10 protein-coding genes are annotated in these 14,037 nt (G+C 36.9%); 7 read left to right on the forward strand and 3 right to left on the reverse strand.

Translation table 11 applies throughout. The features are described from left to right. Positions 1-93 precede the first annotated feature (93 nt). From KMW28_RS17440 to folE, 4 genes are all read left to right on the forward strand, one after another. On the forward strand, positions 94-5,394 hold the full coding sequence (locus KMW28_RS17440; protein WP_169662914.1) for an Ig-like domain-containing protein: 5,301 nt from the start codon (positions 94-96) through the stop codon (positions 5,392-5,394). A gap of 202 nt (positions 5,395-5,596) precedes the next feature. Further along, positions 5,597-6,796, forward strand: coding sequence for a hypothetical protein (locus KMW28_RS17445; protein ID WP_169662915.1), 1,200 nt, complete (start codon positions 5,597-5,599; stop codon positions 6,794-6,796). A 237-nt stretch (positions 6,797-7,033) separates the two neighbouring features. Beyond that, positions 7,034-7,447 carry a phosphoribosyl-AMP cyclohydrolase gene (gene hisI, locus KMW28_RS17450; RefSeq protein WP_066212373.1) on the forward strand — a complete coding sequence of 138 codons (414 nt, stop codon included), beginning with the start codon at positions 7,034-7,036 and terminating at the stop codon, positions 7,445-7,447. Further along, positions 7,448-8,140, forward strand: coding sequence for a GTP cyclohydrolase I FolE (gene folE, locus KMW28_RS17455; protein WP_169662916.1), 693 nt, complete (start codon positions 7,448-7,450; stop codon positions 8,138-8,140). It begins immediately after the preceding gene. A gap of 171 nt (positions 8,141-8,311) precedes the next feature. Here the strand turns inward: folE and KMW28_RS17460 are convergent, their stop codons facing one another. The 3 genes from KMW28_RS17460 to KMW28_RS17470 all read right to left on the reverse strand — a co-directional run bounded on the left by KMW28_RS17460 (position 8,312) and on the right by KMW28_RS17470 (position 10,742). Further along, the gene (locus tag KMW28_RS17460) at positions 8,312-9,028 is read right to left on the reverse strand and encodes a hypothetical protein (RefSeq protein WP_169662917.1); all 717 of its coding nucleotides are present in this window, start codon (positions 9,026-9,028) and stop codon (positions 8,312-8,314) included. Between the two features lie 203 nt (positions 9,029-9,231). Beyond that, positions 9,232-10,464, reverse strand: a complete 1,233-nt coding sequence (locus KMW28_RS17465) for a type II toxin-antitoxin system HipA family toxin (protein ID WP_169662918.1) — start codon at positions 10,462-10,464, stop codon at positions 9,232-9,234. Continuing rightward, a complete protein-coding gene (locus tag KMW28_RS17470; RefSeq protein WP_169662919.1) occupies positions 10,461-10,742 on the reverse strand; it encodes a helix-turn-helix domain-containing protein in 282 nt (93 codons plus the stop codon). Before KMW28_RS17470 ends, KMW28_RS17465 begins: the two co-directional genes overlap by 4 nt. 435 nt (positions 10,743-11,177) lie before the next feature. Between KMW28_RS17470 and KMW28_RS17475 the strand changes: the two genes are divergently transcribed. The 3 genes from KMW28_RS17475 (at position 11,178) to KMW28_RS17485 (ending at position 14,007) form a co-directional block, all read left to right on the forward strand. Further along, complete coding sequence (locus KMW28_RS17475) at positions 11,178-12,581, forward strand: RtcB family protein (protein WP_169662920.1); 1,404 nt, start codon at positions 11,178-11,180, stop codon at positions 12,579-12,581. Between the two features lie 2 nt (positions 12,582-12,583). Further along, positions 12,584-13,222 carry a peptide chain release factor H gene (prfH, locus tag KMW28_RS17480; protein WP_169662921.1) on the forward strand — a complete coding sequence of 213 codons (639 nt, stop codon included), beginning with the start codon at positions 12,584-12,586 and terminating at the stop codon, positions 13,220-13,222. A 185-nt stretch (positions 13,223-13,407) separates the two neighbouring features. Continuing rightward, on the forward strand, positions 13,408-14,007 hold the full coding sequence (locus KMW28_RS17485) for a hypothetical protein (RefSeq protein WP_169662922.1): 600 nt from the start codon (positions 13,408-13,410) through the stop codon (positions 14,005-14,007). Positions 14,008-14,037: the final 30 nt, after the last annotated feature.

Genomic DNA, 14,037 nt, shown 5'->3' on the forward strand with positions numbered 1-14,037 from the left:
CACTCTATCGACTCGTGCACAAGACGTAGAAAGTAGGCAATCAATAATAACTGTCCCTATTCAGTTTTTTTGAAACCAACTTTTACATTTAAGATGAAAAAAACAACTACAAAGCTAATAGTTGTTCTATGGACATTATTGACTTTTTCTCTTCCACTAAATACTTATGCTCAATTTGTTGGTGTCGGAAATGGAAGTTATACAACTACATTCCCCGGTACCGATGCGGCTGGCAGAAATGCCTATCCCGCTGGAACGCCTCAATTAAGCGAAAATGCTTTAGGAAAACCTGTCCCTACGAACGATTGGTGGTCGACTTTATTACAAAGTGATCACGCAAACAACTTATTCAATTATCCTTTGGCGATGAAAACCACCAACGAAGGTTTGGTCGTTACTTACATTCCATGGGGAGTCCTTGATGATGTTGCTCCAATTACTGTTGGAGTAGAAAATCTAAATGCCACTAAAACCACTATTGCCGATCATTCTGATTGGACCGTTACTATGGACTGGAATGATGGCACAAGACATTTCCAAGCCGTATCGGGTATAGGTATGCCGTTTGTCTATTTTGATAAACAAGATACTGATGTCGCTCAAGTAGATATCAGTGAGGGTACCGTTACTGTAACCGACGAAATTATTACAGTGGAAAATGCTCGTAATGGAGCTAGTTTCGTTATTTACGCACCATCAGGTAGTGTTTGGGAGCAAAACGGTACCACATATACTTCCACATTAAACGGAAAAAATTATTGGTCTTTAATCATGTTGCCTCAATCGACAAGCAACGTGGCTGCAGCTGCAACTACTTACCAAAAGTACGCCTACGTATTCCCTACGAATACCACTGCAGATTGGACATATAACGAATCAACTTCCATCCTATCCACAGTGTACAATGTGGAAGTCGACGTAAAAGAAGGTACAGATGACGCCATGCTTTTAGGGTTATTGCCTCACCAATGGGATAACTTGTCGGCTTCCTCATTACAACCCAACGATGTGACTTATACTTCGGTGAGAGGTACTCTAAAAATGTTGGAAGGAAACACATTCACTACGGAAAACACTTTCCACGGTATTCTACCCAACCTTCCGTATGTAACGAATTACAGCGATAGTTTTGATCCTTCGGCTTTAAATCAGAAAGTCGAAGCATTGAAGAACGAATCCTTATCTTCTTGGACCGATTCCTATAACGAAGGTCAGGTCATGAACCGCTTGATTCAGACCGCAAGAATCGCCGATCAAACTGGAAACATTGAAGCCAGAGATTTAATGATTGCCACTGTAAAAGAACGATTGGAAGATTGGTTAACTGCAGAAAGCGGAGAGGTGGCCTTCTTGTTCTATTACAATAGCGATTGGACCGCAATGTTGGGCTACCCTGCCGGTCATGGTCAAGATTCCAACTTAAACGATCACCATTTCCATTGGGGATATTTTATCCATGCAGCAGCTTTTATGGAGCAATACGAACCTGGTTGGGCCGCACAATATGGAGACATGATCAACTTGTTAGTACGAGATGCATCATCACCTAATCGAGACGATGATACGTTCCCTTACTTAAGAAACTTCAGTCCGTATGCAGGACACTGTTGGGCCAACGGATTTGCATCATTCCCTCAAGGCAACGATCAAGAATCAACTTCAGAAAGTATGCAATTCCACTCTTCATTGATCCATTGGGGAGAAATATCAGGCAATAAAGAAATAAGAGATTTAGGTATCTATTTATACACGACAGAACAGGCGGCGGTAGAAGAATACTGGTTCGATATGTACGAAAGAAATTTCAAACCCGACCAACAGTACAGCTTGGTGTCTAGAGTTTGGGGAAATAGCTACGATAATGGAACATTCTGGACGGCCGACATTGCTGCTTCTTACAATATTGAATTATACCCAATTCATGGTGGATCGTTGTATCTAGGACATAACGTGGCTTATGTAGAAAAGCTATGGGCAGAGATGACTCAAAATACTCAGGTTTTGGATAAAGTGGACAATCCTAACCTTTGGTATGATGTGATGTGGAGTTATCTGGCTTTTTCTGACCCCGCAAAAGCTATCGAATTATACGACGACCACCCGGGTAGAAACATTAAATTTGGTGTATCTGATGCTCAAACTTATCATTGGTTACATGCCATGAATGCTCTAGGTAAAGTAGATATTTCCATTACTGCCGACTCTCCTTTAGCAGCTGCTTTTAATAAGGATGGGAACAAGACTTATGTAGCACACAACTACAGCAATACAGAACAGACGGTGACTTTCTCGGATGGTTATCAGTTAGTGGTTCCGGCAGGGAAAATGGCGACTAATAAGGATATATCGATTGAAGGAACGATCACTTCAAGTTTCTCTCAAGCACCTGTAGGTGGATCAGTTGATCTAACAGTTGAAGTAAAAGACATCACTCCCACTAAAGTAGAAATTTACAACGGAAGCACTTTACTTGGTAGCATCGATACGGCTCCTTTCACCGCTAAAGCGGAGAATCTAACGGCAGGGCAAAATCAGTTTTATGCTAAGATGTATGATGGAGATAAATTTGATGTCACCAACATTGTTTCGGTAACAGCTGGTTTCCAAGTAGCTTTTGGTGATGGTACTCCAGAACTTCCAGGCACGATTGAAGCCGGTCATTACGACGTTTTCGAAGGCGGTTTAGGTCAAGGCATCACTTACCAAGACAACACCACTTTCAATGAAGGAAATTATAGAAAAGACGAATATGTTGATAACGTTTTAGACAATACGGAAGGAGCAACAGTAGGCTGGACCAACGGTGGAGAATGGTTAGAATACACTGTTCAGGTAACAGCTTCTGGATTGTACGACTTATCGTATCGCTACGCATCGGGGATTGGAGAAGGCGGAGGTCCTTTTAAACTATTATCCGATGGAGAAATAATCGTAGACAATATTTTAGTAAGTTCAACTGGTGACTGGGGAGCATGGCAAACCGCAACTGTCAACAATGTTCCCCTTACCGCCGGAAAACATATACTTCGCTTAGCCTTTGACAATGGAGGTTTCAATATTGGTAAAATGACATTTGCCAAGACGGGAGAATTACCTTACAGTCAACCATTCGCAGATGCGGGAGACGATCGTGTGATTGCATTAGCCGATGGGGCCGTAGTCTTGGATGGATCGAACAGTTACGATCCCGACAATGGAGCATTAACCTATACTTGGGTTCAATTGTACGGACCAACAGTAGCGACAATTCAAGAAACATCAAGTATCTCTCCTACTTTAGGAAATCTAATTGGTGGAGAATACTTATTCGAATTAAGCGTGAGCAATGGAGAATATACGGGGAAAGATCAAGTAAAAATTACCGTAACAGAGGATGGTAAAATTCCTCCAAAAGTATCCATCACTTCACCAGAAAATCAATCGACAGTTTACATTGGCAACGAGGTCATCATCCAAACGAATCCTACCGATCAGGATGGAACGATCGCCAAAGTCGAGTTCTTTGTAGACGATCAGTCGATAGGATCAGTGACTCAAGCTCCATTTGAATTGGCTTGGAATCCTACTGAAGAAAAAATATACAGTATTCACGTTGTAGCCACAGATAATGACGATAAAACGGCTGAATCAACAGTGATTACTTTAGAGTCAAAATCAATTCCTTCGTGTAGAGGGACAAGTGTTAATGGCGATTATGATTATCAGTTTTCAGAAGATGCCTCAAATCCAACGCTTACTTTTATTCCTAATCAAGTAGGTATGGGAGCATCGGTTTGTATTTTATATCTATCTGTTGATGGTGGCGGATACGGAGGCTATTCTGTAACTGCTGATGTTCCTTTCCAAGTGAATGCTGCGGAAGGTCAAACGGTATCGTTCTATTACACTTACTCTCATCCGGAAGGAGGAGAAAGAAATACATCGGAAGATCCAAATACCTATGTGATTGGTACTTGTGATAATAGTGAAGTTGAAAACACTTATCCGTCCGTAGAAATCACTTCTCCAAAAGATGGAGACATGTTAGTAGAAGGCACTGAAATTACTATTTCTGCGGATGCTTCTGATGCTGATGGTACTGTTGCACAAGTTGAGTTCTTTGTGGATAATAGTTCTATTGGAGTCGTTTCACAAGCACCTTACGAAGTAAATTGGACGGTAGCCACAGGAGGTTCACAGCTCAAAGCCGTAGCTACTGATAATGATGGTAACAGAACCACTTCAAAAGTAATTTCTATTATTGGTCGATCTGCGACATCATGTTTAGAAGGAGAAGTAAGTAATGGTCACTTTAGATATATTGTATCGGATGCATCGAGTAATCCTACCCTAACGTTCGTTCCGAATATCGCTGGACTTGGTGATGTGATCTTGATTCTACATTACAAAACAACAGAAGAAGGCGTTTACCCTGGTCACCTTGCAAAACCTAACGAGCCTTTCGAATTGAATGCTCCGAATGGAAGTACTGTCACTTTCTACTATACCTATTCTCATCCTGAAGGAGGAGAAAGAAACACTGTAGATGATATTCAGTCTTTCGTGGTAGGCGATTGTGCAAGTGAAGCAGAAAACGAACTTCCGACAGTTTCTATTGCAACATCAGATAGTGAGACTGCTTATGATGTAAACACAGAAATTACTTTTGTAGCCTCAGCCTCTGATACAGACGGAACAATTGCTCAAGTAGAGTTCTTCGTCAATAATGCATCGATCGGAAGCTTGACTGAAGCACCTTATGAAATGAAATGGATGTCGGGCACAGCTGATACCTACACGGTAAAAGCTGTGGCGACCGACAATGATGGTGGTGAGGCATCTGATGAAATGAATATTCAATTGAACGAAGTGATTCCTGAAAACGAATTGCCAACAATTACATTGAGTACCTCGGACAATGCAACTTCCTACACAGTAAATGATGAGATTACATTTGAAACTGCTGTAGCAGATACAGATGGAACGATTACTAAAGTGGAATTCTTCATCAATAACGAATCGATTAGAAGCGTATCAGAAGCTCCGTTTGAAATGAAATGGTCTTCGGCAACATCAGGTGAGTATGTGGTGAAAGCAATGGTAACCGATAATGATGGTGGCACAGCTTCAGATGAAATAAATATCACTTTAGTAGAAGATACACCAACTTCACTATCCACAGATCATTACCAAGTGAACTACTTCCCTAACCCTGTTACAAATAGTTTAACTATTGATTTGCCTACCGCTCAACAAACTGTGATTATCAGAAATGTTGAAGGAAAAGAAATGGCAACGATGACCTTAGGTTTGGGACAATCTCAAATAGATGTATCGCATTTAAAATCTGGAATATATTTCATCTCTGTAATTGGAGGTGACTATACAAACAGCTTCAAGATTATCAAACAGTAATAAGTCATTGAAATAAGCTGATCGACAAACACTCTCTTAATTTTTTTAGGAGAGTGTTTTTTATTTATCAAAAGATATATTAAGATTTATTTAAACCTCTCCCCTATTAACAAAGACTCAGTTTCAGTAAATTGAAATCAAAAGATAACTAAAGCAAGGCAAGGTATACTACCTATCTTTCTTCCAATAACTCCAATTAACAATGAGAACTCACAACATTAACAAACTATTATTCCGTGTACATATTTTCGTAATGAGTAGCCTGTTTCTATTCTTCATGCTTAGCTGTAATGAAGATTTTGATATCGAAATACCTAGTACAAAATATATTGAGATTAATGACTCCACACGTTTCAGCATGTCGCATTTTCAACATTCTTTAGAGAAACTATTTAATGTGCACGACCTTTGGGAAATTAAATATGATCATCAATTAAAGGATGGAAACGTCGAGAAAAGTTATTTGTCGTACACGAATTATAATGGCTTTGCCGACTCTGTGATTGTATTTAATCATATAAAAAATAGTCAGGGAGTCATTACGCATTCAGAAGTTACAGCCGTGAATGTAATAGACGAATACTATATGTATTATTTTGATGATCATGACCCAGTGAAAGATCTGGAAACAATTCTAAACTTTAGAATCGACTATGCTTATAATTTCAATGGTAAAATAACTTCTGTTGTTGTTACGAAAGAAGATGAAACTTCGACTCAGTTAAATTATACAATTGATGAACGTGGAGGGTATCAAGCTAGAACAGGTGAAAGTATTCATATTGGTACTTTTTTCCATCAAAAAGGTGATCCATTTTATTATTTCAGATACGCTCCTGATACATCAGATTATGTTTACGACGCTGAAGGAAACCTAATATTAAAATCTTCGGGTACTTTTCCTAGTATCGAAAAGAAGCACTATATCTACAAGGACGGTTATCTAAAGACAAAGTACGAAGGCACTCAAGCCAATCCAGCCTTCAAACATTGTTTTGTGTATAAAGATCATTTCTCCAACTTCCAATTTAAAGAATGCGATGAGTTTCAATTCGTCTACAATAAAGAAGAAAATAAGTTTGATCAACTGATTGAATTCGATGATTTAGCTGATCTCAATACACAAACACCAATAAGTAAAATTGAAAAGTCAATCTGGGTTTTAGATAGTGTGCCAGTTCAAACCTATAGTGTTTATTCTACCTCTGGTGAGCAATTGTTCAATATCCATAAGACGGGGTACAAAGTCACAGATGAAGACGGAAATGTGATTGAAAGTGTTGACGATACTTATACCGATAAGAACAACAATAAAATTGATAAAAATAAAGTAGCTCAACTATATACAGGCAAAAAATTAGACTTTATTCTTTCCGATGAATTTGTAGATTTTTTCCAGTAAAAAGTAAATAGCATTTATGCTTTAAAGCTCTACTCAAGAAGCAATGTCTTGAATAGAGCTTTATTATTTGCTTACAAAACGAAAGTAACATTCTACAAAATGCTCAAAGTATTCTCTATTTATTTTGAATTAATCAAATTGATTTTTCATTTTTGCAACACCATCGCATTAAAATAAAATACGTAGATAACCCTATGTATTGCAATAGAAAAGAGGTTGAATCAATTATCCAAGAGCATGGAAAACAATTTTAAGATAGAATTAGAAGAAGGCTTATCGGCACAACTTCAATTTGATAAAAGAGGTGGATTACTGCCTGTGATTGTTCAGGAAAAATCTACTGGACAAATATTAATGTTAGGTTACGCCAATCAAGAAGCATTTGATAAAACACTTCGTACTCAGAAAGCTACTTTTTGGTCCACATCGAGACAAGAATTATGGACCAAAGGGGAAACCTCTGGCAACTATCTCAAAATTGAAAATATTATGGTGGATTGCGATCAAGATGCCATCATTTATCAAGTGGAATTAATGGGAAGTGGCGTTTGCCATACTTTCGATAAAAATGGAGAAAATCGTAAAGCCTGTTTCTACAGAAATTATGATCAAGAAGAAAATAAATTGTCATTTATAGAAGGGATGGAGTAAATGAAAAAGGAAGAAAAACGAAGAATAGAATCAGAGGGAGATAATCATATCATGACGAGTGTTGACACTCCAATGCTACCCGATGCATTTAATAAATCAGATGAAGAAAAAATCGAGATTATTCAGGAGTATTTTGCGGGTATAATGAAAACATTAGGCTTGAACTTATCAGACAATAGTCTGAAAGGAACGCCTTACCGTTTTGCTAAAATGTACGTGAAAGAATTATTCGCTGGCCTTGATCCTAAAAATAAACCGAACCTTTCCGTTTTCGATAACAAATATCAGTATAATAAAATGCTGGTAGAAAAGAACATTACCTTCTCTTCTGCTTGCGAACATCACTTCTTACCTATCGTTGGAAAAGCACATGTAGGCTATATTTCTTCGGGGAAAGTGATTGGTATTTCCAAGATTAATCGTATCGTTGAATATTACGGAAAACGTCCACAGGTACAAGAACGCATGACGCTTCAAATCTATAACGAACTAAAAGATGCACTACAAACAGACAGTGTTATCGTAGTAGTTGATGCCGAACATTTATGTGTTTCTTCTCGTGGTGTAAAAGACAAAACAAGCTCGACGGTAACGTTGGAGTATGGCGGGGAGTTTAATGATTTGTCCCTTAGAAATGAGTTTTTAAAACTTGTTGGAAATGAAAAGTTAAAAATGAAAAACGTGGTTAGTTAAACTATTCGTGGGAAGTTCGTGTACCTCTTTGAGTAAAACGAGCGTTAACTTAACATTTCACGTTTTTCATTCTTCATTTTTAACTTTTAATTTCCTAAATAAAATAAGGCTGTCTCAAATATCCATTTATTAGGATGTTAAGACAGCCTCATTTTTTATTTAAATAACGTTCTACGCTATATTATTTAAGTCGATTACTTCGAAGTTTTTGGCTACAAAATAATCGTCTGTTCCAAGTTCTGTATTAATAACAATACCTCCTAATAAAGTGATTTTATCTACATGAAACTCCGACTTACAAGCTTTAATGTACTCATGAATTTGCTTATCAATAATTTCATAAGTCACTTCAGTAATGGCTTTTGCCTGATCGCTACTTTCTAAAATTCTTTCTCTGTAAGGCAAGAGGTTTTCCTCTAACAACATTTGCTGTATATCATCGTCTGCTCTAACAGGCTTATAATTTTCGTCTTGTAGTCGATTTAAAGCCAACATCAAAGCACCACAAGAATTTCCTTTTTCTTCCATACGAGGTCTGTACATCTTTCCTGTCTCTCCCTCTAACGTAATTCCGATGTGTGGTCCATAAAAAATAAAAGCACTACCACCGTCAGGTACGTGATGAGCAAATGCAGTCATCCCAGTTTTTCCTACAAACGGAATTCCACCTAATCCACCCATATTAAATGGACCAAAAAGCACATTAAAGAAAGTGGTTGATGGAACATTAATATCGTCAGAACACACCGATGTTGCCATTAATACTTTCGAAATATCTAAGTGATGTTCCAGTTGCATCTTCCCTAAATAATGGATAGAGGTATCTTTAGCATCTTTCGCATTTGGGAAATGTTTTTGGACAATTTCATCGTACAGTCTTTGTTTCATAATAATGGATTTCGTAATGATTTTTCTTAGTGAATATGAATTTACCAAAAAGGATGGAATATCAAAATTTATGCAACATTGTCGCAAAAGCATCTTTAGATAATACAATATGGTAGAAGAGGAGTATTTGATGTTTAAAGAAATGAAAAAGTAGCTAATAAATTAGCTATTATTACTGTATTTAGGGTATTTTAGTTAATATATTAGCTATCAATCAATTTGATTATCGATTTCTGTATTTTATTTTTTGAACCTGATGAAACAGAATATTTGTCAGCATAATTACTCCACTTTTCAACTACTGATTTCACCTCATCAATTATATTCTCAGCCTCTTGTATATTAAAGTGTGCTGCTAACTTCAAAAGATCTTTTGATGTAGGATGCTGACTTTCACCTGCAACCATTGTACTATGAAAACCATGTGATGAGGTGGAGTATGTTAAATCATATGCCGGAGCAAATTTCCATTGTCCGTCTTTATTCATCAAGAATGCAAAGTTTTTACTGTGATCGTCTCTATTGTGCGTAAACACATTGAAACAAGCCAATCGGAATACTCTATTATAAGCTGCTACATCCCTCTCCAACTGAAAAGCACAATCTAATAAATGTCCATAATCCATATTACTTAATCGGAAATTATCGTGCATTATTCCACTAGCCGAATGCATGTGCAAACGTTGATTTTGTCCAATTCTATCAAATCGTTTGGTTCCAAAATACGCTTTCCCAGATGCACCATAAAACAACTTACATTCACTCATTTCAATGCCACAATCCAATGCCATTTTATAATATGCATATTCAATATTCGCAATATCGTTGGCATCAAAAGAGGAAGGAAATTTAATGATCCAATGCTCGTCATTTTCCTTTAACTTATTTCCTGAAGATAATGTATTTGTGATAGGGTTATGAATGACATTCACTTTCGGTCGAGCCCCTCCAGAAGATCCACCTAGATCAAATAATTCATCGATCACTTCCTCAGAAGTACCTTCCAAAACTTTTTCTGATTGATGAAATAACTCATCCAATCTAATATTTGAATATTCTTCCTCTTCCCCTAACTCAGGTTGATAAACTAAAGCTCCAGCACCAAAACTTCCAACATAAGCCAAGCGATCCAGTAAAGTAATATCATTAATATTGATCCCTTTTGTTGTCAACATTCTATCCAACAATAACCTCCCCCAACCGTCAGGTAGTGAATCATTGAATACCCCTGCCATTCCATCAAAAGGAAATGAAGACATATCCACAATACTATCCGTTAAAGGTAACTTGAATGGAGATAATTGAAGTTGGTATTTTTTTAATGCTGTATGATATTTAAAGTAGAATTTTTGATTTTGGGTAACAATCTCCCCTACATCTAAGATATTCTCCTTATCAAAGGAAAGTTGAACTCTAATTTTGTCGATCTTTTTCATTTTACATCATCACTAAATAGGTTCATAATATCATTCAGATCTTCTTTTTCTAGAAGTACCTGATTAAACTCATCTAAACGATTTAAAACATGAGCAAGCTTTAGTAAAGATTCCAAAGAAATTTGTCCTGTTCGCTCAAATCGCTTCAAACTTCCCAAAGAAACTCCAGACCTTTTGGCCATTTCTTCTTGTGAAATTTTCATGCTTTTTCGAAGATCTTTATGTCGATCTGCAATTTTTTTGATGACGGAATTGGGGGTATCGTTTAATGAATACATAGCTAATATATTATCTATTATAATATAAATATACATAAAACAGATAATATATTAACCATGAAAATCCCATTAAATTTTAATTTATCATCTACATTAACCCACTCTCTAATGAAGAAAAAATTTGTATTTAAGATTTTTTTTCATTTACATTTGTGCTTGTAAACACAACTCACTCTAAAACTAAAAAGGAGGGTATCACGATGTTGGTCTTAAAATTACATATCGAATCATAGACTGAGATTCAAAAATTTCTTGATATTTTGAATCCCGCCATCTTTATCAAAAAGCATGGCCTAATCTCTATATCAGTCTAACAATCATTTTTATTTCATTTTAGAATAATCAGGTTAATTTTTAATCTGTGTCACTGTATTCTATTGTTATCACTTTTTTAAGTAATACAATATTCAGTGATTGATTTGTATATCAAATAATATGGGCCAACAGAAACTGAAGGGTAAACACCTTCGTGCCATTCAATATGCTTCGAATAAGGCAATAAGTCTTGCTGTGCAAATAATGGCGAAGCATTATAAACATACCTCAATGCAAGATCAGTTAGTGTTGCTTGAGGACATCAAAAATAATTATTCAAAATACTTAGCGGATGAGGTGCTATCGCCGATTGCTAAAGTATTTCAACCAGAAATTAATGTAAAAAGACAGCAGGTGGAACTACTTGCTGAAGCCAAAGATTTTAATGTATTCGGTCGAAAACATATAAGCAGTAATGCCTACCAACAAATGCGTTGGGCAATGAAATTACCTGTAGTACATAGCGGGGCAATGATGCCCGATGCACACCAAGGTTATGGATTACCCATTGGCGGTGTTTTAGCAACAAACAATGTAGTTATTCCTTATGGTGTTGGAGTAGACATCGGTTGCCGAATGAGTCTAACAATTTATCCAATCCAACCTAATTTCTTGAAACGCTATGAATATCAAATAAAGCAAGCGTTGAAAGAATATACCAATTTCGGAACGGGTGGGGAATTAGGTATCCCTCAGGAACATGAGATTTTAGATCGTGATACCTTCTCTGCAACTTCCTTATTAAAGCAATTACATGGGAGAGCAAGTAGACAACTAGGTACTTCGGGGTCTGGAAATCACTTTGTAGAATTTGGTACTGTGACACTCCCATCAGAAAATCCATTCCAATTGGAAGCAGGTGAATATGTGGGCTTACTAGCCCATTCAGGATCGAGAGGTTTAGGGGCAACAATAGCAAATCATTATACAAAAATTGCCAAAGAAAAATGTCTTTTGCCCTCTCCTACTCAAAATTTGGCTTGGTTGGATTTAAACACTCAGGAAGGTCAGGAATACTGGCTTTCGATGAACTTGGCAGGTGATTATGCAAAGGCTTGTCATGATCAGATTCACCATCACTTGGCCAAAGCTTTAGGAATTAAAGCAGTGGCTAAGGTGGAGAACCATCACAATTTTGCTTGGAAAGAAATGCAGGCAGATGGTACAGAATGCATAGTGCATCGTAAAGGGGCGACTCCTGCAGGAAAAGGTGTTTTGGGAATCATTCCTGGTTCGATGACGGCGAATGGGTATATCGTTCAAGGTAAAGGTGAAAATGCTTCTCTTCAATCGGCATCACATGGTGCAGGACGACAGTTTTCTCGATCTAAAACCAAGGAGAAAATAACGGGAAGTCAGTTAAAGAAAATCCTTCAGAAAGAACAAGTCACCCTTATTGGAGGAAGTATAGATGAAGCACCCATCGCTTATAAAAACATTGAGGAAGTCATGAGTAGTCAGACTCACCTTGTGGATGTGGTAGGTACCTTTTCTCCTAAAATTGTTCGAATGGATAAAGCTTAATCATGATGAAAAATAGTAATTCAGAATTATATATTCAGATCACCTCAGGAAGAGGTCCGGCGGAATGTTGTTGGGTAGTCGCTAAGCTTTTGAAAGAAGTTTTGGACGATTTAAAATCAAAAAATATAGAACATCAAGTGCTTTCTCGAATGGATGGACCTTTGCATCATACGTTGAGTTCAGTGATCATAAAAGCAAAAGGTAAGTATTTGGAAAATCAATTAAAGGAATGGCGTGGTACAATACAGTGGATTGGTAAAAGTCCTTACCGGAAATTCCATAAACGCAAAAATTGGTTTGTAGCTATCGACTTCTTTGCTGAAAGAGAAGTTGAAAAGTTGAATGCTAAAGACCTGCAATTCCAAACGTTTAGAGGTTCTGGTCCTGGAGGTCAACATCGAAACAAAGTGGAAACAGCAGTTCGTGTGATTCATGTGCCTAGTGGAATTAGTGTGGAAGTTTCTGATGGAAAATCGCAGCATCAGAACAAGCAAAAAGCGTTGGAGAAGATGAAAGAAAAGTTTGAAATCTTACGCTTAGAAAACACTAAAGAAAAGCTGGAACAACAATGGATGAATCACTTGGCTTTAGAAAGAGGTAACGCCGTGAAAGTTTATAAAGGACCACATTTCAAACAATAAGTAATCAGTAAACAACTAATAATCATGTTTTTAAAATTAAAAATCAAAAAGTAATGACGTATAGACAACATCCAAATCCATTGAGTCTAACACCTCATTAAACAGGAAGCAAAGTACTGATTTGATGAGGATTGGACTCCCCTGCCATCATTGGCAATATCTAAAAGTCCAAATCACAAATCGTTATGCAAACCGAAATATTAGAACTTGTTCTGGCATCTGTTGATGTTGAACAAAAGTATTTTTCATATAAAAAAGAGGAATATGTGCGTCATTTATTAGAGATGGTAATATCAAAAAACCTCCATTCAAAATCTTTAATTAAGAATAGTTCATTTGATTTTTTATTGAATAAACCTGCCTTTCATCGGCTCACTGCAAAAAGCGGAAAAGCGCAATATTCAAAGGATCAATTCATTTATTCAGATGATCTAAAGCATTTTAAAATCACATTGGGGCGATGGGGTGAATTCGAAAATCATCGTAATGATGACTGGTACCAAACCTCATTACCTGGTGAAAACTTAGTGATACAACTCAATTTTGATTTAGACCATGAGTTGATCTACAGGAAGTTTTTTGACATTGATGACTGGCATCCTTTTACCATGTCTTGTCATCCTATTTCAGAAAAATATTCTACAATGGCTTGGTCTAGACTTGATTTTAATCTAGACACGGGAGAAGCATTTATAGAAGAAATACAAAATGATTGGTTGAGAGATGCTTTAGATACACATAGAAAAATCAAATCAATTCCAGAGAAAAGACAGAAGAATCATTAGATCACAGACTTTGTCAGCTTAGATGATTTA

Source organism: Flammeovirga yaeyamensis (assembly GCF_018736045.1).
In the GTDB taxonomy this organism is placed as follows: Bacteria; Bacteroidota; Bacteroidia; order Cytophagales; family Flammeovirgaceae; genus Flammeovirga; species Flammeovirga yaeyamensis.

Bases quoted from the DNA above. Each gene is read 5' to 3' on its own strand.
- KMW28_RS17440 (WP_169662914.1), top strand. From the start codon at position 94: ATGAAAAAAACAACTACAAAGCTAATAGTTGTTCTATGGACATTATTG.
- KMW28_RS17445 (WP_169662915.1), top strand. From the start codon at position 5,597: ATGAGAACTCACAACATTAACAAACTATTATTCCGTGTACATATTTTC.
- hisI (WP_066212373.1), top strand. From the start codon at position 7,034: ATGGAAAACAATTTTAAGATAGAATTAGAAGAAGGCTTATCGGCACAA.
- folE (WP_169662916.1), top strand. From the start codon at position 7,448: ATGAAAAAGGAAGAAAAACGAAGAATAGAATCAGAGGGAGATAATCAT.
- KMW28_RS17460 (WP_169662917.1), bottom strand. From the start codon at position 9,028: ATGAAACAAAGACTGTACGATGAAATTGTCCAAAAACATTTCCCAAAT.
- KMW28_RS17465 (WP_169662918.1), bottom strand. From the start codon at position 10,464: ATGAAAAAGATCGACAAAATTAGAGTTCAACTTTCCTTTGATAAGGAG.
- KMW28_RS17470 (WP_169662919.1), bottom strand. From the start codon at position 10,742: ATGTATTCATTAAACGATACCCCCAATTCCGTCATCAAAAAAATTGCA.
- KMW28_RS17475 (WP_169662920.1), top strand. From the start codon at position 11,178: ATGGGCCAACAGAAACTGAAGGGTAAACACCTTCGTGCCATTCAATAT.
- prfH (WP_169662921.1), top strand. From the start codon at position 12,584: ATGATGAAAAATAGTAATTCAGAATTATATATTCAGATCACCTCAGGA.
- KMW28_RS17485 (WP_169662922.1), top strand. From the start codon at position 13,408: ATGCAAACCGAAATATTAGAACTTGTTCTGGCATCTGTTGATGTTGAA.